This is a genomic window from Vibrio sp. R12-SG2-ISO1 (assembly GCF_059834045.1).
Genome location: NZ_JCBDGO010000021.1, coordinates 1 through 22,766, shown reverse-complemented (window position 1 = coordinate 22,766; position 22,766 = coordinate 1). Strand labels below are relative to the sequence as shown.

At 47.7% G+C, this 22,766-nt stretch carries 20 protein-coding genes and 2 pseudogenes; 13 read left to right on the top strand and 9 right to left on the bottom strand.

Going from position 1 to position 22,766, the window contains the following annotated elements; all coding sequences use genetic code 11:
• Nucleotides 1–2: 2 nt before the first annotated feature.
• The 3 genes from AC6R10_RS14930 to AC6R10_RS14920 all read left to right on the top strand — a co-directional run bounded on the left by AC6R10_RS14930 (nucleotide 3) and on the right by AC6R10_RS14920 (nucleotide 2,615).
• The gene (locus tag AC6R10_RS14930) at nucleotides 3–995 is read left to right on the top strand and encodes a CobW family GTP-binding protein (protein ID WP_500672722.1); all 993 of its coding nucleotides are present in this window, start codon (nucleotides 3–5) and stop codon (nucleotides 993–995) included.
• 131 nt (nucleotides 996–1,126) lie between these two features.
• On the top strand, nucleotides 1,127–1,546 hold the full coding sequence (gene zntR, locus AC6R10_RS14925) for a Zn(2+)-responsive transcriptional regulator (RefSeq protein WP_334551744.1): 420 nt from the start codon (nucleotides 1,127–1,129) through the stop codon (nucleotides 1,544–1,546).
• 1 nt (nucleotide 1,547) lies between these two features.
• A complete protein-coding gene (locus AC6R10_RS14920) occupies nucleotides 1,548–2,615 on the top strand; it encodes an SO_0444 family Cu/Zn efflux transporter (protein WP_500672721.1) in 1,068 nt (355 codons plus the stop codon).
• 130 nt (nucleotides 2,616–2,745) lie between these two features.
• On the opposite strand, the gene AC6R10_RS14915 is transcribed toward AC6R10_RS14920, so the two are convergent.
• From AC6R10_RS14915 to AC6R10_RS14905, 3 genes and pseudogenes are all read right to left on the bottom strand, one after another.
• Nucleotides 2,746–3,933, bottom strand: coding sequence for an MFS transporter (locus tag AC6R10_RS14915; RefSeq protein ID WP_500672720.1), 1,188 nt, complete (start codon nucleotides 3,931–3,933; stop codon nucleotides 2,746–2,748).
• Between the two features lie 212 nt (nucleotides 3,934–4,145).
• Nucleotides 4,146–4,418, bottom strand: a pseudogene (locus tag AC6R10_RS14910) (phage regulatory CII family protein); the annotation flags it as partial.
• A gap of 114 nt (nucleotides 4,419–4,532) precedes the next feature.
• The gene (locus AC6R10_RS14905; RefSeq protein WP_500672719.1) at nucleotides 4,533–4,745 is read right to left on the bottom strand and encodes a hypothetical protein; all 213 of its coding nucleotides are present in this window, start codon (nucleotides 4,743–4,745) and stop codon (nucleotides 4,533–4,535) included.
• Between the two features lie 89 nt (nucleotides 4,746–4,834).
• On the opposite strand from AC6R10_RS14905, the gene AC6R10_RS14900 reads away from it, so the two are divergent.
• The 4 genes and pseudogenes from AC6R10_RS14900 to AC6R10_RS14885 form a co-directional block, all read left to right on the top strand.
• Entirely contained in the window at nucleotides 4,835–5,461 is a 627-nt protein-coding gene (locus AC6R10_RS14900; protein WP_500672718.1) for a phage repressor protein CI, read from the top strand.
• A gap of 48 nt (nucleotides 5,462–5,509) precedes the next feature.
• Entirely contained in the window at nucleotides 5,510–6,691 is a 1,182-nt protein-coding gene (locus tag AC6R10_RS14895; protein ID WP_500672717.1) for a GmrSD restriction endonuclease domain-containing protein, read from the top strand.
• Complete coding sequence (locus tag AC6R10_RS14890) at nucleotides 6,678–8,132, top strand: ATP-dependent nuclease (RefSeq protein ID WP_500672716.1); 1,455 nt, start codon at nucleotides 6,678–6,680, stop codon at nucleotides 8,130–8,132. Before AC6R10_RS14895 ends, AC6R10_RS14890 begins: the two co-directional genes overlap by 14 nt.
• 241 nt (nucleotides 8,133–8,373) lie before the next feature.
• Nucleotides 8,374–8,652, top strand: a pseudogene (locus tag AC6R10_RS14885) (tyrosine-type recombinase/integrase); the annotation flags it as partial.
• 84 nt (nucleotides 8,653–8,736) lie between these two features.
• Here AC6R10_RS14885 and AC6R10_RS14880 read toward each other — a convergent pair.
• The 3 genes from AC6R10_RS14880 to AC6R10_RS14870 form a co-directional block, all read right to left on the bottom strand.
• A complete protein-coding gene (locus AC6R10_RS14880; protein WP_334551741.1) occupies nucleotides 8,737–9,780 on the bottom strand; it encodes a GMP reductase in 1,044 nt (347 codons plus the stop codon).
• A gap of 456 nt (nucleotides 9,781–10,236) precedes the next feature.
• On the bottom strand, nucleotides 10,237–11,214 hold the full coding sequence (locus AC6R10_RS14875; protein ID WP_500633558.1) for a porin: 978 nt from the start codon (nucleotides 11,212–11,214) through the stop codon (nucleotides 10,237–10,239).
• A 206-nt stretch (nucleotides 11,215–11,420) separates the two neighbouring features.
• The gene (locus AC6R10_RS14870; RefSeq protein WP_487903489.1) at nucleotides 11,421–11,861 is read right to left on the bottom strand and encodes an Lrp/AsnC family transcriptional regulator; all 441 of its coding nucleotides are present in this window, start codon (nucleotides 11,859–11,861) and stop codon (nucleotides 11,421–11,423) included.
• A gap of 106 nt (nucleotides 11,862–11,967) precedes the next feature.
• Here AC6R10_RS14870 and AC6R10_RS14865 point away from each other — a divergent pair, with 106 nt between their 5' ends.
• Together AC6R10_RS14865 and AC6R10_RS14860 are read left to right on the top strand one after the other, a co-directional pair.
• On the top strand, nucleotides 11,968–12,552 hold the full coding sequence (locus AC6R10_RS14865; protein WP_487903488.1) for a LysE family translocator: 585 nt from the start codon (nucleotides 11,968–11,970) through the stop codon (nucleotides 12,550–12,552).
• A gap of 172 nt (nucleotides 12,553–12,724) precedes the next feature.
• Nucleotides 12,725–13,492, top strand: coding sequence for a siderophore-interacting protein (locus AC6R10_RS14860; protein ID WP_500672715.1), 768 nt, complete (start codon nucleotides 12,725–12,727; stop codon nucleotides 13,490–13,492).
• Here AC6R10_RS14860 and AC6R10_RS14855 read toward each other — a convergent pair whose 3' ends face one another.
• Nucleotides 13,493–14,383 (bottom strand): LysR family transcriptional regulator, encoded by an 891-nt coding sequence (locus AC6R10_RS14855; protein WP_500672714.1) that lies wholly within the window; start codon nucleotides 14,381–14,383, stop codon nucleotides 13,493–13,495.
• Nucleotides 14,384–14,562: 179 nt separating this feature from the next.
• Between AC6R10_RS14855 and AC6R10_RS14850 the strand changes: the two genes are divergently transcribed.
• The 3 genes from AC6R10_RS14850 to AC6R10_RS14840 all read left to right on the top strand — a co-directional run bounded on the left by AC6R10_RS14850 (nucleotide 14,563) and on the right by AC6R10_RS14840 (nucleotide 18,409).
• Complete coding sequence (locus AC6R10_RS14850; protein ID WP_500672713.1) at nucleotides 14,563–15,711, top strand: S-(hydroxymethyl)glutathione dehydrogenase/class III alcohol dehydrogenase; 1,149 nt, start codon at nucleotides 14,563–14,565, stop codon at nucleotides 15,709–15,711.
• A 66-nt stretch (nucleotides 15,712–15,777) separates the two neighbouring features.
• The gene (gene fghA, locus AC6R10_RS14845; RefSeq protein WP_500633554.1) at nucleotides 15,778–16,626 is read left to right on the top strand and encodes an S-formylglutathione hydrolase; all 849 of its coding nucleotides are present in this window, start codon (nucleotides 15,778–15,780) and stop codon (nucleotides 16,624–16,626) included.
• A 73-nt stretch (nucleotides 16,627–16,699) separates the two neighbouring features.
• Complete coding sequence (locus AC6R10_RS14840) at nucleotides 16,700–18,409, top strand: RluA family pseudouridine synthase (RefSeq protein WP_500672712.1); 1,710 nt, start codon at nucleotides 16,700–16,702, stop codon at nucleotides 18,407–18,409.
• A gap of 79 nt (nucleotides 18,410–18,488) precedes the next feature.
• On the opposite strand, the gene AC6R10_RS14835 is transcribed toward AC6R10_RS14840, so the two are convergent.
• Both AC6R10_RS14835 and AC6R10_RS14830 read right to left on the bottom strand, forming a co-directional pair.
• Nucleotides 18,489–20,189, bottom strand: a complete 1,701-nt coding sequence (locus AC6R10_RS14835) for a glycoside hydrolase family 13 protein (RefSeq protein ID WP_500672711.1) — start codon at nucleotides 20,187–20,189, stop codon at nucleotides 18,489–18,491.
• Between the two features lie 18 nt (nucleotides 20,190–20,207).
• Nucleotides 20,208–21,245 (bottom strand): LacI family DNA-binding transcriptional regulator, encoded by a 1,038-nt coding sequence (locus AC6R10_RS14830; RefSeq protein ID WP_487903481.1) that lies wholly within the window; start codon nucleotides 21,243–21,245, stop codon nucleotides 20,208–20,210.
• 402 nt (nucleotides 21,246–21,647) lie between these two features.
• Between AC6R10_RS14830 and AC6R10_RS14825 the strand changes: the two genes are divergently transcribed.
• A partial coding sequence (locus tag AC6R10_RS14825) for an ABC transporter substrate-binding protein (protein ID WP_500672710.1) occupies nucleotides 21,648–22,766 on the top strand: 1,119 nt, incomplete at its 3' end.

Sequence of the window (22,766 nt, the reverse complement as noted above, 5' to 3'; positions counted from 1 at the left end):
GAGTGTCGATGAGAGTCCCCACGAATATTATTACCGGTTTTTTGGGCACAGGAAAAACCACCGCCATTTTGAACCTGCTCAAAGAGAAACCGGCAAACGAGCATTGGGCGGTATTGGTCAATGAATTTGGCGAGATAGGGATTGATGGCGCACTGCTCACAGACCAAGGCGCACTCATCAAAGAAGTCCCCGGCGGCTGCATGTGCTGTGCCGCTGGCGTGCCGATGTCAGTGGCGGTCACGGCACTGTTGCGTACCCAACCAGATAGGCTAATCGTTGAGCCAACGGGCCTTGGGCACGCACACAAAGTATTGGCTACCCTCACCTCTGCGCAGTTCGCTGACTATATCGATTTGAAAGCGACCATCGGGCTGGTCGATCCGCGCAATCTCTCTAAGGATAAATACACCAGTAATCAGAACTTTATTGACCAACTGGCCATTTCCGACATCATTATTGGCAACAAGGTTGATCAATGTCAGGTCAGTGATGTAGACGCCTTCAACGATTGGGTCACGGTTCAGACACCACCGAAAATCTACAGTCAGTTGGTGAAACAAGGTCGCTTCCCGATTGAGTTGCTCGATAGCCAGCGCCGCAGTAAAGCACCGTCGAGCGCGCCGATGGACGCTCATCACCATGAACATGCCGAGCAAGAGCCTCAATTCGCCCTTGCCCCCGATCAAGTGATGGCTCGCAAAGAAAACCAGGGCCAAGGTTACTACAGCTGCGGCTGGATTTTCGGTGCTGAAGTCACCTTTAATTTTGATGATCTCTTTTCAGTGCTGTCAGATCTTACCGCTGAGCGCGTCAAAGGCGTGTTGAATACCAACAATGGTAGCTTCGCATTTAACGTCAGCAATGGCGTGGTTTCCGTCAATCAAGTCAGTTTGGAGGGATTTGAAAGCCGCCTAGAAGTCATCGACAGCCAGTTATTACCTTGGCAACAACTTGAAAACGTCTTGGTTAGTATCTCAAGCCTCAACCAAGCATAACGAGTCGCTGCCAGTGGTGACGCTGGTGGCCTATCCTCACCGTTAGCTCATCCTAGAATAAACCTCTTGACCCTGTAGGCAACTACAGGGTTTATAATCACACCATGATCTCTTCAACATGGCTTATCAACATGGAACGGTTAACCCGCGGTCAGTTGGCCAAACAGCTGAACATCACCATTGAAGCAATACGATTTTATGAGCAGCAAGGGCTACTAAAGCCACAACGTGCCGCCAACGGCTATCGTCAATACGATAGTGACTGCGTCGCCAAGCTCTCGTTTATTCTGCACGCAAAAGAGTTGGGGTTCACACTAGAGGACATCCAAGAGCTGCTCTCCATCCATATCAAGCCTGAGCAACATACCTGCCAAGAGGTAAAGAGTATTACGGAAGCTAAGCTGGACGATATTGAACAAAAGATACAGCGCCTGCAACACATGCACGATGCGCTGCAAGTGATCAATCAGCGTTGTTGTGGCGGCGCCCATGCGGCAACACACTGCACCATACTCACAGCGCTTGCGCATACAAAGCCCGAGGAGAGATAGCATGAGCCGACTTGATACCTTTTTCATGACGTTGCTTGATTTATGGCTCGACTCCGCCTTTTGGATTATTGTCGGCCTCATCGTCGCGGGCATCCTAAAAAGCTTGATGAACACAGACAAGTTGGGGCTGCTATTCAGAGGTTCTGGCTTGTGGCCTGCGGTAAAAGCGACAGTATTAGGCGCGCCATTGCCTCTGTGCTCATGCGGCGTGATCCCCGCGGCTTTGGGCCTTCGACGCGCTGGCGCCTCCAAAAGCTCGACCGTCGCCTTTTTGATCTCGACACCAGAAACGGGTGTTGACTCCATCTCCATCTCTTACGCGTTACTTGGGCCATTTATAGCCATTATCCGCCCTATTGCCGCAATGAGTTCTGCGTTAGTCGCAGCGATACTCGTGCTAGTGACAGACAAAGAAACGCAACCCGTGACACCCTCTCAGCCAAGCAACAATCATTGCTCATCAAGCTGCTGTAGCAGTAAGCCAATGGAGAAAACCCCTGCCTCATGGACAACGCGGTTTTGGCAAGGTCAGCGATTTGCCTTTACCGACTTGATTGCCGATCTCTCTATCTGGTTAATCATAGGGCTAACGATGTCCGCGTTAGTCGTGACCTTTATTCCTCCTGAATCTCTCGGTGAACTTAGTCGCGGCCCTTGGGCGATGCTGGTTATGGCTCTGATTGGCGTCCCTATGTATATCTGCGCGTCAGCCTCAACACCTCTCGCAGCAGGCTTTATGCTTGCGGGTGTCTCCCCTGGCGCCGTGCTTGTCTTTTTACTTGCAGGCCCTGCCACCAACATGGCGACATTGGGTGTGGTTTATCACCAGCTAGGCAAGCGCGTTCTAGTGAGCTACCTGATTGGTGTTGTGGGCGTGGCAATGGTTTTTGGATATATGACGAACGCGTTAGTGAATACACTCGCTATCGACATCCAAGCGCAACTCGACAGCAGCAGTCAGCTTATCCCAGAGAGCCTCGTTTGGTTAAGCGCCATCGTATTGTTGATTGCGATCTTCAGAGACATCTACAAGCGATTTCAGCCGTTAAACAAACAAACCGCTGGCTGAAGATTCATCCTGTGGGTCTTTGTGACGATAGATTTAGAGTCAGTTTTTTAGACTCATACCGTGACCGAAAAGAGGGCCGCTGTAGTGTGGCTCTCTTTCTTAATTCTGTTATTCAAACAAGCACGCTCACTTAATCCACAACCAAACATCCTTTGCGGGTCGTTAGAAGAGCAAATAGCGCACATAAAAAGGCCGCAAAAGCGATAATGGTGAGTGACAATGACCAGGTTTGAGTCTGAGAGTAAATCATGCCAACAATAGCGGGGCCAACCGCCGCAAGAGCATAACCTATTGATTGGGCCATACCTGACAACGTCGCCGCTTGTGCTGAGGTCCCGGATATCTGCCCCAAAATCGATAAAGCGAGAATAAAGGTAGAACAGTTGCCCAAACCAAACACACCAACCCAGAAGATAGCCCACTGAGGAAATAGCATTAGACCTGTCACACCTACCCCGTTTAAAAGCGCAGCACCGACAAATAAAGGAGCAATACTTTTGCTTCTAGCCATGATAGGAATGAGCAGCAACCCCGGAACCATAGTCGAAAACTGCAAAAAGCCATACACATACCCCGCTTCTAACTCGCTATAGCCTAGAGCCGCGAGAATTTTTGGTAGCCAGCCTGCAAACGTGTAAAAAATAAAAGAGTTCAAGCCAAGCGCAAACGTGAAGTACCAAGCAATAGGCTGGCGCATCAGCTTGTTTAACGGGTAATACTCTTTGCTACTCGCAGTGCTGCGAGTTTTGCTTTCCGCTAACCTTGGCAACCAAAAAGCCAAAGCGAGCACAGGAAAAATCAAATTCCCCGCCAATGCGACTCGCCAACCGATAGAGGCGTCATCAATAACGTTGGTGACAGGTACCATGACCGAAGCGCTCAGTGTTGAGCCAATACCCATCGATATACCATACAACGCAGTCACTGTCGCAATTCGGCCGGGAAACGACGCCTTGATGATTGCCGGTGCCAACACATTGCCGATTGCAATACCAAGGCCGATCAGCGTTGTTCCAATAAACAACCAATAAAAGTGCCCAAAAGAGCGGGATACTACCCCAACCGCGATCAAAACTAACGCAAAACAAATCGACTTCTCTAAACCCAACTTGCTGCCAAGCTTGGGGCACCAAGGAGACGCCAACGCAAACATGATCAGCGGCGTTGACGTAATCACACCCATACTGACCGCTGAAATCTGTAACGAGTCCATAATTTGCGAAATGAGCGGAGCTAAGCTGGTAAACGGTGCGCGTAAATTGATAGACAGCAGCAGCACGCTAATCATCAACAAAGTCGTAGTTTTTGATTTGAACATCGGTTTCAAACTTTTTAGCAGGAGAGGTAACGTTGAAATGTCTTATCTTACGCTTTTAACTGGCAATAGCCAGAAGACGAACAAAATGCGCATTGAGAATGGCAGCGTATCCTAGATAAAACCTCAAGCCGGATAGATGGGTCTTTGAAAATGATAACTAGTGGTAATGATCTAAAGTGCGGCCGATTAACTGGTAGATATATTTTCGGGGCACTTGGGATATGCGCCGTCACCACGCCGAGACCACGCAAAAGGCTATTAAGAATGGTGTAGTTGCCACTCGCTTCGGTGATCAGCACAAGCTCTACGTTAGTTAGGATGTGCGGCTGCTCCGGGTTGAGCTTATTGCGCAGCATGGTGGCATTCATTCCTACGGCTTTTGCTAACTTGGTCATGTTCTCCGAGTTCGCAAATGCACAACACGCTTCGTTAAATGCCTTTTGTTTAGAGCCACGGAATTCGCACATTGAGTCATTATCGTTCATAGCGAATACTCAATTGAAGAAAAACGGTACGAAAACGAAACCCCAACCAAGGATGTTAAGCCACAACGGGCAACGCTCTTTGGTTGGAATTAAGGAAGATAAGCGCATGATCACCTACCCCAAGTTTTCCATCGCTTCACGCGTAGCAATTTCAAGTAACGCCACCATGTTGATCAGCGGTGTTTCTTTACCTTTTGCTTTAGTTTTAATAGGTAAGCGACCATCGGCCACCCAATCCATGATGGTGCGCTTAAACATAGCAGGGATCTGGGAATATTGGTCATACGTCATGAAAGGGGTATTTAGGACTACTTGATATGAAAGCATAATGCTATCCTTGTAAGTTGTTGATTGTTTAGATTCGGGTGATTGAGTTGCAGCTCGCGCCCTATTTCATTTGGAATTATTGATCGCACATGGAATCCTGCCAGTTCCCAATTCGACCGCCCGAGTACGTTGGCGGGAAAGAAGTTATCGAAAGGTTGATGCAGAACACAAATACCAGCTCCAACCAAGCGTTAGCCGATGCCTTTGGTTTACCTAAATCAACCGTTGGCACATGGCGACATAGAAACTTAGTCCCGTACGAAATTGTAATTCGATTGCATTTGGAAACGGGGATATCCATAATGTGGTTAACTCTCGGTCAAGGCGAGCCTTACGAGAGCCCAAGTGAGCTCACCCATATTTCAAAAAAGAACGAACCCAAACAGATCTTTGATGCTGACGTCTTTCGCATTGAGGAAGGTAAGTTAGTGAATCAAGGAACACTCGCCTTGGATAAGTCCCTTCTTAAAGAACTCAGCATTATTAACGTGATGGTATTAAAAGGCGAGTCAAGCACATTCCTGATAAACAAAGAATCTCGTCAAGCAGTTAGCGGCACATACCTTGTCAATATGGACGGCCTACTATCGCTCAACGAAATCCAACACCTACCAGGTAAGAAACTGGCGATCAGCTTTAATGGCTCAACTCTGACTGTTGAGGAAGATGAAGTAAGGGTCGTTGGTAGAGTTGCATTAACGATGAATAACCAATAATTCACTTCCTAATAAATTAAAAAACCTATTATTACAGGTACAGAAATCATGCATTTATCACCGTCAGATCCTGATTTATCTACTCTAGTAAAAAAAATTGAGAAAAAGCGACTAGATTTGCAACCTAACTTCCAAAGAGGTGAAGTTTGGGGGTTACAAAAAAAGCAACGGCTAATTGACTCAATTTTAAGGGGATGGCACATCCCTCCAATTCATGTGATTCAAGTCCCTAACTCTCCCAAACAGGAAGTACTTGATGGCCAGCAAAGACTTGCCGCTATTAGAGATTTTGTAAATGGTAAGTTTGCTTTCAACTCTAGCTTCGAGCCGAAAAATCCCGCTTTTGAACCAATCGAAGGTCTATTGTACGAACAACTAAGTGATGAATTACAAAGTCAAATTGATGATTTTACGATAAGAATCATCACTATTTCGGATTACAATCCAGGAGAGCCTGGTGAACTCTTTTACCGCCTAAACCAACCGACAAACCTGACTTCAGCTGAGCAAAGAAATGCGTACTTTGGTGAAGCCCGCCAACAAGTAAAAGATCTATCTGACTTGATGGAAGAACTTGGTTACGCCAATGACACTATTGGATTTAGTAACTCAAGGATGGCCTATGACGACATCATTGCAAAAGTTCTTCTGTCTCTGGAAAGTGAAACACTAAACCAAAAAATCACGGCCAATTTAGTTACTCAACGATACCGTGATTCAAATGGTTTTTCACCAGAGAACACTCGGTTGTTAGAACGCGCTTTGCATATAGTAATACATGCAATTGAAGAAAGTTTAGGTAGAGTAAAACTAAACAAGTCAACCCTATATTCATGGTTGTTCTTCGTGTGTACTGGACTAAAACAGCATAAATTGAATGAAAGAGCAATCACCTCGTTCATTACCTACTTTGAAAGCATTAGAGTTTCGGAAGATGCGATTTCTATTCCCCCGAAGATGACAAAACACACCATTACTTCCTTGTTGAAGATCTACCATGATCGAGCTAGCTCTAGAGTAGCAGATATCAGTAGCGTAAAACTTCGAGATTTTATACTTTGGGCCATATTCACCACAACACCAAAGTCATTCGAAGCATCTGCACCTAATAATGCTCGAGTTAGAGACAGTCTGTATTACTTATCATCAGGAAAATTCCCTGACTATGAAGCCGAGCTAAATCAAATAATAAAGAATTTGAACTGGGGAGCTAACTATGACTTCATTTAGATTAGCTACTATTAGTGACTACTGGCGAGCGGCTAACAATAGACGGTTTCCCACTCAAATAAAGAAGATTAAATTTGATAATTGTCCTACATTAATGGATCTATCTATAGAACTAGATAAAGGGGTGCTAGCAATATGCGGAGCAAATGGTATTGGTAAGAGTTCTTTGGTCAAAATGCTATTTAATAGCTTACGCAATAAAGAAGAAAATACGGGCGGAAGAGCTGCATTTAATTTAGAGCATGTAACGAATGAAAATCTAGAGGTTACACTTACCCATAACGGCCAAGAGCTAAAAGTTAGACATGACACAGAACATGATCTTGATATATCTCTATTTGACCCTTGCACCATAGCCCCTTTGTTACAGCGGTTCTATCAAGACCTAGCAGACTTAGATGATGTTCTAACGGCACATGGTAGCTACAACTATGAAGGAGATCGCCTTGCGAGGTTAAATTATTTAACCAACCACTCCTATCAACAAGTTACATGTACAGACGTAGACGATGAGTTTTCAACATTTCCTTTATCAAAGATGCCGTTCTTCACAGTAACAAATCGCCATGGAGTGACATACGATTCTAAATCTATGGGGCTTGGAGAATTTTCGTTATTCTATTTTGACTGGCTAATTCAGAGGGCTATTTCTGATGGATGTAAGTTAATTGTCCTGGAAGAACCAGAAAGCTATTTACCGCCTTCTATACAAAATAGGCTGATAAATATCGTAGCATTCCTAGCAGATAAATATGCTATTCAACCAATTGTTTGCACTCATTCTGATGCAATAATTAGTCGTATAGATCGAAGTCAAGTTATTAGTGTTAGAAGAGTTGGGAATAGTTTGAAGCCATTTAACGCGAACTCCGACTTTCAATCGCTCCAATCTCTAGGGTTAGTAGCAACAAAAAAAGGCATTATTTTTTGCGAAGATAATGCAGCTTTAGCTTTTGCCAAACATTTGGTTTCTCTTTCAAATAGTCATGTAGTAGATAATTTTTACTACCATATTTCTGGTTCTAATGGTGACATAGAAAATATCCTGAAATTCCTACCAAAAGATATTGAAAGGTTTCAGTTCTTTGGGTTGTTCGACGGTGATTGTAGAGAGAGAAATAAAAGTGCTTTTTCTGATAAAAAGTATGGGTATTTGCCAGGAAGTGGGTCACCTGAAGAGCTACTAATCCCATACTTTGATAGCCTAAGTACTGAAGTAAAGTCCTCGGTTTTTGCAAGAAGCGAATCTCGAATTGAACTAGCTGTAGACCATATTCAAGGGCTTGAAGCTCATGACTACCTTACCCAGTTCTTCTCATCAATTCAAATAGAGGTTACGACGGCCTTTGACCTATTGGTTGAACATTATCTTCAAGAACATCAAAATACCAAAGCGATTAAAGAATGTATTAAAGTTATTGATGGCATTGGTACAAATTAAAAATTACTTCTAGAAAAAACAGAACTCAAGCAATATTCATTGAGTATTGCTTGATATGAAAAAGATAAAACCTATAGCATTAGGCTTAAATAAAAACGGAAGAATAACTCAGCTTCTTACTACCTCAAAACACCTTACTCGCTCTCATATCACCGACGCTATAAGTGAATATCAGAAATTGAATAGAAGGGTTAACTCATACATTGAATCGACGTGACCTTTCCCCGAGATTAGTACCATCAAAATCTATAAACCAATATCAGGAAAACTATTTGAAGAGTGCTATACGCCGTTCTGCTACATTCTGAAGAACAAATTGGGTATCGAGTTGCCTTCAGGGTAAGCCTCTCGTGTGTTGCGCCACACGTTCGCTAGCCACTTGATGATGAATGTTGGCAACATTCTTGTGCTGAGAGACATTCTAGGCCATGCCAATATCAGCGTGACGATGCGTTATGCACACTTCACACTTGATCACCTTTCAGAAGCAACCACTCATAATCCAATCAATAATCTGTAGTTTGTCGCTACTTGACAATTTTCAGGCAAAAAAAGCCGCAAAATGCGGCCCTCAATAATTCGTATTTTCCGAATAATCGCCAGATTACTCTTTCCCGAATACGTTGTTTTCTTGTTCTTGTACACGAATAAACGTCGTACGCTTAGTTAACTCTTTAAGCTTTGCTGCGCCTACGTAGGTACACGTCGATCGGACACCGCCTAGGATGTCAGAGATGGTGCCGTGAACACTGCCGCGGAATGGTAGAAGCACGGTTTTTCCTTCCGCTGCGCGGTACTGTGCAACGCCGCCTGAGTGCTTGTCCATGGCTGACTGAGAAGACATGCCGTAGAACTTCATGAAGGTTTTGCCGTCTTTTTCTACCAGCTCACCGCCTGATTCTTCATGACCCGCGAGCATACCGCCGAGCATGACAAAATCGGCACCGCCACCGAACGCTTTGGCTACGTCACCAGCGCAAGAACAGCCACCGTCACCGATGATCATGCCGCCAAGACCGTGCGCTGCATCCGCACATTCGATGATGGCGGAAAGCTGCGGGTAGCCGACACCGGTTTTCACGCGAGTGGTGCACACCGAACCCGGGCCAATGCCCACTTTGACGATGTCAGCACCGGCTAGAATCAACTCTTCACACATGTCGCCTGTGACGACGTTACCCGCAGAGATGGTTTTCGTTGGGAATGCTTGGCGCACTTGCTGGACAAACTCCACCAAATGCTCAGAGTAGCCATTTGCGATGTCAATACAGATAAATTCCAAATCATCGCTGAGGGCTAGAATTTGCTGCGTCTTTTCGAAATCACGCTGTGAAGTACCCGTTGAAACAAACACTTTATTGAGCGTTTCTGGTGTGGCATTGGCGACAAACTCTGCCCACTGCTCAACAGAGTAGTGCTTGTGCATTGCCGTCATCACGCCGTGCTCAGCAAGTGCGGTTGCCATTTCAAAGCTGCCGACAGAGTCCATATTGGCAGCGATCACAGGCACGCCGGACCATTGACGGCCACTATGCTTGAATGTAAAATCGCGGGTTAAATTTACTTGAGAACGACTTTTTAGGGTAGAACGTTTCGGGCGAAACAGGACATCTTTAAAGCCTAGCTTAAGTTCTTGTTCGATACGCATGGATTACCATTCCTTTCTCTTCAAATCGGAGTGTCGGTGCGTTTTCGGTACGCTTTGGCAGAAGCGTGACTGAGTTTCGGACACAAAAAAACCGGAGCGTTGGCAGACGCTCCGGTTTTCAGCATTATAGGTTGTGATTTGTTTCCTGCAAGACTGATATTGTTAGATTTTTTGTGATACAGTTCGGTTAAGTTGCATACCTAAATTCCCTACCCTTCAAATTTCCTCTTAACTTTTCATCATTAATCAGACAGTTACCAACACCCAGCCAAACGTTTGCTTTTATCGCTCGCTCATTTACAGCGCACTCATCTGGGTTATTTCACCTTATCCACTCACACCCTGAGCGACGGGTATTCAAAACAGACGGCGTTTTCCGCTCAAATTTCAGGCAAAAAAAATGGCCAAGCACGAAGCTTGACCAAATGGGTAGACAAAACTGACGTTGTTTTGTGATTAGAAATCGTAACGCGCGCCTAGACGAAGTGTATCTTCACCCGCGGTAACTAGACCGTCTGCGTTTTTCTCTTCGCTGATGCCATTGATGAAGTAAGAAACGTAAGTGCGGAAGTTGCTGTTAAATTTGTAGTAGCCCGCAATTTCTACGCCATCGGTCGCGTCGGCTTTTGTACCGTCAGACGCTTCGTTCTCTTGATAAGTGTACAGAACCGCCGCTGAGAATTGCTTGGTAAACTTGTATTGCGCCGCGAGTTCGTAGGCCGTGAATTCAGAGCCAGCACCTTCATCAATTTCGTTGTCACCTTTTGAATAGGTGCCCGCTAAATACAGGTTATCTAAGGTGTAACCCAAACCAACAAGCACTTGCGAATCATCTAGATTGCCGCTTTCCGCCGCCGAGTACGCTAAACCGATGTCTAGACCCATAGGTGCAGAATACAAACCTGCTAGGCTGTAGCCGTCTGCGTCTTTTTCGCTGTTCGCTTGGTAGGTGACTTCAAGTTGTAGTGAATCAAAGCCACCACGGTAGGCGATCACACTGCTCGCTTTATCGCTAGACGCATCAATCGCTTGTTGTACGCCAGAAAACTCAGTGATATCCGTCATATCAGATACGATGACTGATGCCATGTCTTGCTTACCTACGGAGAAAGCTTGCCCATCAAAGTCGACACCAGCGTACATGTAGCGATTTTTGAAGTCAGAATCTACTTTTTGTTCTGCTTCGTAGACAGCAAACGCCGTCATGCCGTCTTGAATTTCACTTTTACCTTTAAGATTAAGGCGAGCACGTGAAGAATCTTCCATAGTACCCGGAATCTCTTCACCGTCGTCGTTGCCAATGAAATCACCACGAAACTCAACACGACCACCCACTTTAAATTCAGTACCGTCAGCTTTGTAAACTGTTGCCGCCAATGCGGAACCTGAAGTGAGAACCGCCAACACTGCTGATGCTAGAACTGCTTTATTCATCTTACTTACCTTTTTTAATCAAAGAGCTTCATTGCTCAAACCAATTCAATGGCGACTAAGTTAGTCAGACTCTATGAAGGTTTCATGGCTCGTTGATGACACTTTAGTGGCAGTTCTATGTAATGATAATGACAAAACCTTATTTAAAATCAGTCAATTAATTTAGATTGAATAGAAAAACGCAGGCTTAGATTAAAAAATAGCCGCTATCGTTCATCTTTTGGAGAGTCCATCACCACCATGGTGGATATGGAGTTGACTTGTCGGCACTCACCCAGTACATCCGCGTGAAATTTTTTGTAACTGGGCAGATCTTTCGTCTCGACTCTAAGCAGATATTCGTTCGATCCTGTGATGTTGTGGCACTCCACCACTTCATCAACAAACCTGACATGATCTTCAAATTCCAACTGGGCTTGCTTGCGATGACTGGCTAGCCCAATCGACACGTAGGCGACAAAGCCAACACCCAACTGCCCATTATCGAGCACCGCGCGATACCCTTTGATCACCCCTCTTTTTTCCAACTCTTGCACACGTCGCAAGGTTGCTGAGGCTGAGAGCCCAATTCGCTCAGATAGCTCTACATTGGATATTCTTCCGTCATTTTTTAACTCACGCAATATTCTGTCGTCGTATTTATCCATCTTGATAATTTATGTCTTTTGGTGGCGAATTTACACAAATAAAAACACACAATTGCTCGTACGACAACATACGATAAGGATTCATTTCTCGATTAAGGATTGCTTCATGTTACTGGATCAAGTGGTTGCGCTGACTCTGTTCGCGTTCGTTTCTACCTTTACCCCGGGGCCCAACAACGTCATGTTAATGACCAGTGGCGCCAACGTCGGCTATCTAAGAACGCTGCCGCATATCGCAGGTGTGGTGTTCGGCTTTGCGTTTATGGTGCTACTAGTTGGGCTCGGGTTGACGCAAGTTTTCATCACCTATCCAGCGCTTCATCAAGGGTTAAAGTGGCTCAGCTTAATCTACCTTGGTTACCTCGCGGTAAAAATTGCATTGAGCGGACAAGTCTCCAGTCAAGAGGCGTATAAACCGCTGACTTTTCTCAATGCCGCCGGGTTTCAGTGGGTCAATCCCAAAGGCTGGTCAATGTCACTGACGGCGGTCACCCTCTATAGTAATGGAGGAGGTGTATGGGAACTGTTGGTGATCTCCAGCGCATTTATGCTCGTGAATTTCCCCTCTTGCTCCTTCTGGGTATTGGCAGGCAAAGAGATGCAACGCTGGTTAACCAGCACCACGCGCGTGCGCATGTTTAACATCACGATGGCACTGCTGTTGGTGGCCTCTACCTTACCGATGCTGTGATTCATCTCAACGCTGTTGGTGCGGATGTGCTTTTGGCTAATTTACATCTTTCGAATGTAAATTTAGTTAAAGAGACTGACATTAACGAGGTTGAGCTGTTAATCTTAAATGCGAAAAAGAATAATTATCGACAACAACTGTCGAGCTCAACCTGATTGTAAGAGTCCTCATTATGAAGAAGCCTTCACCAAAACTGCTTACTGTTGTATCAACAGAGACCATCACGCCCAATATGCAGCGCATCGTATTACACGGTGACGCCTTAAGTGACTTTCCCCATGACTGCGATGGCGGTTACATTAAACTACTGTTTAACGCAGAAGGTGGCACCGATCTCACACAACAAGAAGGTCAGCGCCCCATCATGCGTACTTACACCATTCGTCACTTTGACCCGGCTTCACGCACTCTTGAGGTGGATTTTGTTCGTCACGAAACTCGCGACTTAAGTTGCGGCTTTGCGGCTCGTTGGGCGATGTCCGCTCAGGTGGGCGATACCATCTCAATTGCCGGCCCTGGCACCATTGCGCCCATCAACTCAGATGCCGATTGGTTCTTTATGGTCGCCGATATGACTGCGCTCCCTGCTCTGTCGGCCAAAATCAAACAACTGCCTGAGGACGCACGCGGTTATGCGGTGATTCAGGTTCAATCCGAGCAAGATAAACAAGCCTTAACGATACCCAGTCACTTTAATGTACTTTGGGTCACCGAAGGCAAGCCTTTGGCTGAGCATGTCAAAGCGCAACCTTGGTTAGCAGGTCAAGCGTCCATTTGGTGTGCCTGTGAGTTTGACTCGATGCGCCAACTGCGCCAGTATTTTAGAAATGAGAAAGAGGTGGACCGCGACTTCATCTACATCAGCAGTTATTGGAAGCAAGGTGTCTCAGAAGATGGCCACAAGCAAATTAAAAAGCAAGACGCCGATAGCCTCGCCTAGTTACTCACTAACCGGCTCGCGCTGTGCGAGCCTCTCTGCCAGAAAATCAATCACAAGGCGAACCTTGGGCGACAAATTTCGATTGTGGGGATACAGCGCCCAAATGCCTTCTCGGTCAACGCGATAATCGGTGAGCACTTCAACCAATTGGCCAGATTCTAAATCCTGTTTGACGTAGTAGTCGGGCAGTTGAATCAAACCAAGGCCGCGCTTTGCCGCACTGCGCAGCGCAAAACCAGAGTTACAGCGCACGCGACCCGAGACTTTAATCGCTCGCTCTCGCGTCCCTTCGACAAACCGCCAATGATCCAGTGATCCAACCAAGCAGCTGTGATTCACCAGTTCAGACAAGGTATGTGGCTCGCCATAACGCGCCAAATAAGCCGGCGAGGCACAAACATGAATTTGCCGAGATGACAGCCGCTTGGCAATCAAACTGGAGTCTTGTAAGCGACCAAGACGCACGGCGATATCAACGCCTGATTCAATCAAATCCAACGTTTGATTGGTGAGATTTAAGTCCAGATCCACTTGCGGGTAGTGCTCCAAAAACTCATTGAGGATCGGCGCGACATGCGACTCACCATAAGCCACTGGCGCAGTGATTTTCACCATACCTTTGGGGCTCGATTGCATTTGCGTCACAGAGAGCTCTGCCAACTCAAGCCCTTCGACCAGATGTTTGCAGCGCTGAAAGTACACTTGACCCGCTTCGGTGAGCGAGACTTTACGCGTAGTGCGGTTAAGCAGTTTAACCGCTAGCCGCTCTTCAAGCGCAGCGACCTTACGGCTGACTTGCGCCACAGAGGTATTCAATTTTTTCGCCGCGACAGTAAACGATTGATGATGACCCACTGCGACAAACTCGTTCACCCCTTCCCAATTCGCCATGACTCTCTCCTCATTTAAACTTGCCAATTATTACATATACGTAAAAATCATTTGCAAATCCACCTCATTATCAACAAAAGCGAAACAGTATAAGGTAGTAATGAAATAGGACGCTGCAGCTTTCGCTATTGTTGCTAGGCTTAGAGCGTCTGCCCACTGCTAAAAAAGAGGAATACCCGATGGCACTTGATATTAAACCCGGTCAGGAATTCATTAAGTCTAAAGCCGCTGTGGCTTGGGCGGCTGGCGAGCCACTGAAAATGGAAGAAGTGGACGTCCAACTGCCGAAAAAAGGCGAAGTGTTGGTGCGTATCGTGGCGACGGGCGTATGCCACACCGATGCTTACACGCTCTCAGGTGACGATCCAGAGGGGGTATTCCCCGCGATTCTCGGTCATGAAGGCGGCGGCATTGTCGAAATGGTTGGCGAAGGCGTAACGAGTGTTTCCGTCGGCGATCACGTCATTCCACTCTACACCGCAGAATGTGGTGAGTGTAAGTTCTGTACCTCGGGTAAAACCAACTTGTGCCAAGCGGTACGTGAAACACAAGGCAAAGGTTTGATGCCTGATGGCACCACGCGCTTTTACAAAGATGGCGAGCCTATTTTCCACTACATGGGCTGCTCAACCTTCTCAGAATACACTGTGCTTCCAGAGATTTCACTGGCGAAAGTCAACAAAGAAGCGCCGCTTGAAGAGGTGTGCTTACTCGGCTGTGGCGTCACCACAGGTATGGGCGCGGTTTTAAATACGGCGAAAGTACAAAAAGGCGATACCGTCGCGATTTTTGGCCTCGGTGGTATTGGTCTATCGGCGATCATCGGTGCACGTATGGCGGGTGCGGGTCGTATTATCGGTATCGACATCAACGAGAGCAAATTTGATTTGGCCAAGCAACTGGGTGCGACCGATGTCATCAATCCACAATCCTTTGATCGCCCCATTCAGGAAGTGATCGTCGAAATGACGGACGGCGGTGTCGATTTCTCTTTTGAGTGTATTGGTAACGTCAATGTGATGCGCTCTGCGCTCGAGTGTTGCCACAAAGGTTGGGGCGAGTCAGTGATCATTGGTGTGGCTGGTGCAGGCCAAGAGATCTCAACCCGTCCATTCCAATTGGTGACAGGTCGTATATGGCGCGGCAGTGCCTTTGGCGGCGTTAAAGGCCGTTCTGAGCTGCCCGACATTGTTGAGCGCTACCTAGCGGGTGAATTTGGCTTGCAAGAGTTCATCACGCACACCATGGGCCTGGATGAGGTCAACCACGCGTTTGATCTGATGCATGAAGGTAAGAGCATTCGCTCTGTCATCCACATGGACAAATAACCCGCCCGCACACTCATCATTCGTCTGCCGTCACACTGTGGCGGCAGCCAACGTTAGGAGCACACGATGACCTTAACTAACCTATCGCAAGCCAAAGTGGCCCAAGGCTGGCACAAGCAATATAGCCATGACTCTGAGGTGCTAAACTGCACCATGCGTTTTGCGCTGTTTTTGCCGCCCAATGCCAGTGCCACCTCGCCTGTCCCCGCTTTGTATTGGCTATCTGGCCTCACCTGTACTGACGAAAACTTCATGCAAAAAGCCGGTGCGTTCAAAAAAGCGGCCGAACTTGGCCTAGCAATCATCGCACCCGATACCAGCCCGAGAGGTGACGAGGTCGCCGATGACCCGGAGTACGACCTAGGCAAAGGCGCCGGATTCTACCTCAACGCCACACAGCCACCGTGGAAAAAGCACTATCAGATGTACAGCTACATCACCGAAGAGTTGCCGACCCTGATTGAATCGCACTTCCCTATCTCCTCGCTGCGCTCCATCTCTGGCCACAGCATGGGCGGACACGGCGCGTTGACGATTGGCCTGAAAAATCCGCACCTGTACCAGTCGATTTCCGCTTTTAGTCCGATTTGTCATCCGATTCATGTCCCTTGGGGACAAAAAGCGTTTCAGGCGTATCTCGGTTCAGATGTCGAAACATGGAAGCCATACGATGCGTGTGAGCTATTGAAATCTGGGCCATCACCTTTGCCTATCCTTGTCGACCAAGGTGATGCGGACAACTTTTTAAACGATCAACTCAAACCAGAGATGCTGTTTGCCGCGGCAAAAGCCCATGACAGCCATTTGGAACTGCGCATGCAAAGTGGCTACGACCACAGCTACTTCTTCATCTCGAGCTTTATTGATGAACATCTCGAGTTTCACGCCAAGCACCTCGCTTTGATTGATGCGTAACACGCTCTCGCTGGCATTCAAACGTTAATTCGGTACAATCGGCGCCAGATTGAATCAAGAATGAATGCCAGCCATGCACCAACCGGACTCGCTGTTTACTCGCTTTGAACCAGCGATAGATACCCGCACACTACCTGAGAAGTTCACGTTCCCCTTCTACTACCAGCCGCATCCGCTGTGCGTGGCAGCAGCTGCGCAGTTGCAGCAACACTTGATGAGCCAAACCCAGTGGCAGCATGACTTTGGTGTTTCGCCAAACGGCGCTCTGAAGAGGGATTCTGCGGCCGTGCAACACTCTAGTGGAAAAATGTTTGGTGTGCTGTTAGTGCGCTCACCGCAAGGTGAGATTGGTTTCTTTTCTGCTTTTTCAGGCAAAATTGCTGACCAAAACCTTCTGCCCGGTTTTGTCCCGCCCGTCTTTGATATGCTCGCGGAAGAGAGCTTTTTCCGCCGAGAATTAGCGCAAATCACCGACATTAATGCGCAAGTCACCACTTGGCAGCAAAACCACGATCTGACACCGCTCATCGAGGCGCTCACCACGCTCAATCAAACGTTCGCCAAAGAGGAGCACGCTCTGAGACAAACCATGATCTCGCGCCGTGCTGAGCGTAAAGCAGAGCGTCAAACCCTACAAAGCGAGCCACACAGCGCTGAGCAGCAAGCGCGCCTCGATGAATTAGCAAAACAGAGTGTCGCGGATAAAAACCGCCTCAAGTATCTAAAACTGGAGTGGGAAGAGAAAACGACCGCATTACAGCGACGCATTGACGAACAACAAGCGCAGTTAGACGCGTTAAAACAAAAGCGCAAAACGCTCTCAAACCAACTGCAACACAAGTTGTTTGACCACTATCAGTTTCTCAATGCACGCGGTGAATCGCGCTCACTCAATGCAATTTTCGCCCCAACCACCACCCCGACGCCTCCTGCTGGCGCAGGCGAATGCGCTGCGCCGAAACTGCTCCACTACGCGTATCAGCATGGTTATACGCCACTGGCTATGGCGGAGTTTTGGTGGGGAGTGTCACCCAAATCGGAAATTCGCCAGCACCGACATTTTTATCCATCGTGCAACAGTAAGTGTCAACCGATTCTCGGCCACATGCTGCAAGGGCTAGAGGTGGATGACAATCCACTTGAGCAAAACTGGGCCGAAAACCTGCCCCTCGACATTATCTATGAAGATGACGCCATGGTGGTGGTCAATAAGCCTTCTGGCCTACTTTCAGTCCCGGGTAAAACCATCACAGATTCCGCCTATACGCGTTTGATTGAGCGCTACCCTGAGCGTGAAGGGCCGTTTGTTATTCATCGATTAGATATGGCGACCTCTGGGCTTTTGGTGTTCGCTCTCACGCGCCGTGCGAACAAAAGCCTGCAAAAACAGTTTATCTCTCGCCAAGTACAAAAACGCTACATCGCGCTAATCGATGGCCAAGTGCCTGGCAATGAAGGGGAGATTTCGCTGCCGCTGCGAGGCGACCCAGAAGATAGACCGCGCCAACTGGTTTGCTTTGAACACGGAAAACCGGCGTTAACCCATTGGCAATTGATTGAACAACGCGATGGGCGCAGCAAGTTACGGCTTTACCCAAGAACAGGACGCACCCATCAATTGCGCGTTCACTGTGCCCATCACCTTGGCCTCGCCATCCCGATTGTCGGTGATGCGCTCTACGGCCATAAAGCTGATCGCCTACATTTGCATGCTGAGCGATTGGAGTTTGAGCATCCTTACACTAAAGAGCCGCTCATCTTCGAAGCGCCGTGTGAGTTTTAAAAAAAGCCGCATAGTGTTGATGCTATGCGGCTTATGAACTCATGCTATGGCAGTGAGAATGAGGGCGCTAAACACCCACTTAAACGCTTGGCGTAATCTCCATCACCACTGCTTGATACGGCGCTAAGGTTAATCCATCAAGGTTAAATTCCGCTTGCGGATAGTTGTTGATCAGCACTTGTTTGGCTTGATAAGGATAGCGGCGCTCTAAGGTTTGATCAGTAAAGTTCGCCACAACCAACAGAGCGCGACCGCTTTGCTCATCTTGCCTCACATAGGCGTACACTTCACTGTCTTGCGGGTCGAGCAATGTGTGACGGCCATACACCACCACATCACCAAACTCTTCACTTTTACGCAGCGCAATCAAGGCGCGGTAGTGATGGTAAATCGAGTTAGGATCAAGCACCGCTTGCGCCGCATTGATCTCTGGATAGTTGTCATTGACCGGCAACCACGGTGTCCCGGTGGTGAATCCCGCATTGGCCGCATCTTCCCACTGCACAGGAACTCGGGCATGGTCGCGTGAGAAGTCATTGAGAAACGCCAATGCGTCTTGCTCGGTCATGCCACGCTCCATCATTTTTTGATAATGGAACTTGGCCATCAAATCGTTGAATTCCTCGATACTGGCAAAATGCTTGTTGGTCATACCAATTTCTTCGCCTTGATAGATGTAGGGCGTACCGCTCATCATGTGCAGCACCGTACCGAGCATTTTCGCACTGATGACTCGATATTGCGGCGAATCACAACCGTAGCGAGAGACAGTACGCGGTTGATCATGATTGCTCCAATAGACGCTGTTCCAGCCTTTTTGGTACAAATCGTCTTGCCAACGTGCCATGATCTCCTTGTACTGCACCAGATCGAACGGCTTTTTCACTGCGTTATGCTCTTCGCGATCAATGCTGACGTGCTCAAATTGGAAAATCATGCTGATCTCTTTGCGATCAGGGTGCGAATAGTAGCGGCCATCTAAGGTCGTCGTGAAGGGCGTTTCTCCTACCGTCAACACATCGTAATGCTGAAGTACCTTCTCATGCATTTCACGTAAATACTGGTGCACCAACAGGTTATTGGACCAATGTTCCCAGCCTGCGACACCGGCATCAAAAATGGTCGCATCGGGAAAATCAGACGGCTTACCAATCATGTTGATCACATCCATGCGAAACCCGCCAAGCCCCTTTTTGAGCCAAAAATGCATCATCTCATACACGGCTTCACGCACTTCTGGATTAGCCCAGTTGAGATCCGGCTGGCGATTGCTAAACAGGTGCAAGTAATACTGGCCACTATTCTCATCCAGTGTCCACGCTTTGGGCTTAAAGAAAGACTCCCAGTTGTTGGGCTCACTGCCATCGGGTTTGGGATCTTTCCAGATGTACCAATCGCGCTTAGGGTTATCCTTGCTGCTTTTCGATTCAATGAACCAAGGATGTTCATCAGAGGTGTGGTTCACCACCAGATCCATCACAATCTTGATGCCGCGTTTGTCCGCTTCTGCCAACAACCTGTCCATGTCCGCCATGGTGCCAAATTCTGGTGCGATCTGCTGATAGTCTGAAATGTCGTATCCGTTGTCATCCATCGGTGACTTGTAGACAGGACTGAGCCAAATCACATTGGCTCCGAGCTCTTGAATGTAATCCAGTTTGTCGATGATGCCCGGAATATCGCCAATACCGTCCCCATTAGAATCATTAAAGCTTCTTGGGTAGATTTGGTACACCACGGCATCGTGCCACCAGCGTTTTTCCAGTTGTCCCGTCGTCATGGGAGACTCCTTAGCAAGTTAACTGCTGGTGCCAACCACCAGCTCTGTGTCCAGTTGGACGGTTTCGTAAGGGATGTGTCCAAGCGCCATTTGCGCGGCCACTTGGCCCTTTTTCATAATCGGTTGAGCAATCGTTGTCAGGCCCGCTTGCGCCGCTTTCGGAATGCCATCAAAGCCGACAACGCGCAGTGTATCGGGCATAGAAAGACTAAGTTCATTGGCCACATCCAGCGCGGCAAGCGCGATTTTGTCACTCATACAGAGCAGCACATCGACTTTTTTCGGGTTGGCCAACGCGCCGCGCAGCATGGTTTTCAGGCTGGTTTCGTCAAGGTCGTGAATCTGCCAGACGTTCTCGTAGGCCAAATCAATCCCGCTTTCTGCCAAAGCTTTTTTATAACCTTCAAAACGACAACGCGAGACGGACTCTTCACTGGTATAAAGTGAGCTCAGGTTCGCCAGCGACATTGACGTCGACGGCTCTAGACGCAGGCCGAGAATCAACACATTGTCATCCGGGCTACGAATGGCGTGTTTAGCGATCTCATAGCACGCGGTGAAGTTATCTACGTTCACGGAAGGAATATCAGGGAGGGAAAAATCCACCGACACCACCGGCTTGTGTTGACGCAAAATCAGATTGATCACGCTCGGGTCCATCGGCTTACCATAGACGATAAAGCTATCCGGTATGGTTTCCACCTGCGTATTTTGGTAGTTCTCGTGATTGGAGGGCAGCAGCAGCATATTGACGTGTGCTGCGTCCAAGGTTTTTGATATTCCCGCGAGAAATTCGGTCGCCACCGGATCGGTAAAATTGTACGCCAGGCTGTCTGCCAGCAATACACCAATCACGCCCGTTTTCCCCGTTCTTAAACTGCGCGCCGTAATGCTTGGCCCCGTGTAACCGAGCGTTTCACACTCCGCCAAAATTTTCTCACGCAGAGACTGGGAGAGTTGGTTGGGACGATTGAAAGCGTTCGACACCGTCGCGGTCGAGACCCCAAGATGGGCCGCCACGGTTTTCAACGTCGGTTTTCGCCTTTCACTGCTCATCGCACTACCACTCCTTCACTGACTCCCTGAGTGAACCACACCAACGGCGTCGATAGATCAGGGTTATATGTCACAATTCTAAATCGATTAAGAAGAAATAAGGAACTCACTTAATCACTAAAAATTGATTAGTTTGACAGCGGTCATAGAGTGAGCAGCAAACCAGAGAAAAATTTGATCAAAACCACAAGATTGAGCAGAAAAACAGGCGAATTTGAAATAACGTCTTATGTTGTTTATTGATAGCTTAATCGATTAAGAAATTTCTGGTCTTTATAGAAGTTATAGAATCTTGATGGGTTAAGTCTAGGGAATAACATCAATTATAACAATGAAACAAAGTATCTGAACCCACCCTAACCCATTGAAGGTAAAGGGTAGCGAATACATGGAGTCTTACTGATGAAAACCTCTCTACTTGCTGGTGCAATCGCGGTCGCGATTTCTGCTACCTCCGCGTTTGCCGCCGAACTGAAGTACGCACCGGGTGAAGACGCTCGCTTTAATTGGCAGAGCTACGAAGCACTCAAAAATATGGATTTAAAAGGTGAAACCGTCACCGTATTCGGCCCTTGGTTGACCGAAGATAAGGAGCTGGTGGAAAGCGTTATCGCCTACTTCGAAGCGGCAACAGGCGCCGTGGTGAAATACTCTGGCTCAGACTCGTTTGAGCAGCAAATCGCCATCGATGTACAAGCAGGTAGTGCGCCAAACATTGCGATCTTCCCGCAGCCAGGTCTTGCGGCTGATTTGGCCTCAAAAGGCTTCCTCACGCCACTTGAGCCCTCCATGGCCGACTGGATTAATGATAACTATGCGGCAGGCTCATCCTGGGTCGACCTGGGCACATTTACCGGCAAAGATGGCAAAGAAGCGCTCTACGGCTTCTTCTATAAAGTCGATTTGAAATCACTGGTTTGGTATGTGCCTGAAAACTTTGAAGACGCAGGCTACGAAGTACCAGAAACCATGGAAGAGCTTAAAGCGCTTACCGATCAAATCGTCAAAGATGGTGAAACACCTTGGTGTGTCGGTCTAGGTTCTGGCGGCGCAACCGGCTGGCCAGCCACTGACTGGGTAGAAGACATGATGCTGCGCACCCAATCTCCCGCAGATTACGACAAATGGGTTAGCAACGAGCTGAAATTCAACGACGCGAAAGTGGTCGGCGCAATTGAAGAGTTCGGCTGGTTTGTTCGTAACGACGCCTACGTAGATGGCGGCGCGCGTGCGGTCGCTGCGACTGACTTTAGGGATTCACCAAAAGGTCTCTTTACCTCTCCGGCCAAATGTTACATGCACCGTCAAGCGTCATTCATTCCAAGCTTCTTCCCTGAAGGAACGGAACTGGGCGCGGATGCGGACTTCTTTTACTTCCCTGCTTATGAGTCGAAAGACTTAGGTAAACCGGTACTGGGTGCCGGCACCATGTGGAGCATCACCAAAGATTCCAAAGCGGCTCGCGCGTTCATGGAGTTCCTCCAATCGCCGATTGCGCATGAAATTTGGATGGCTCAGTCT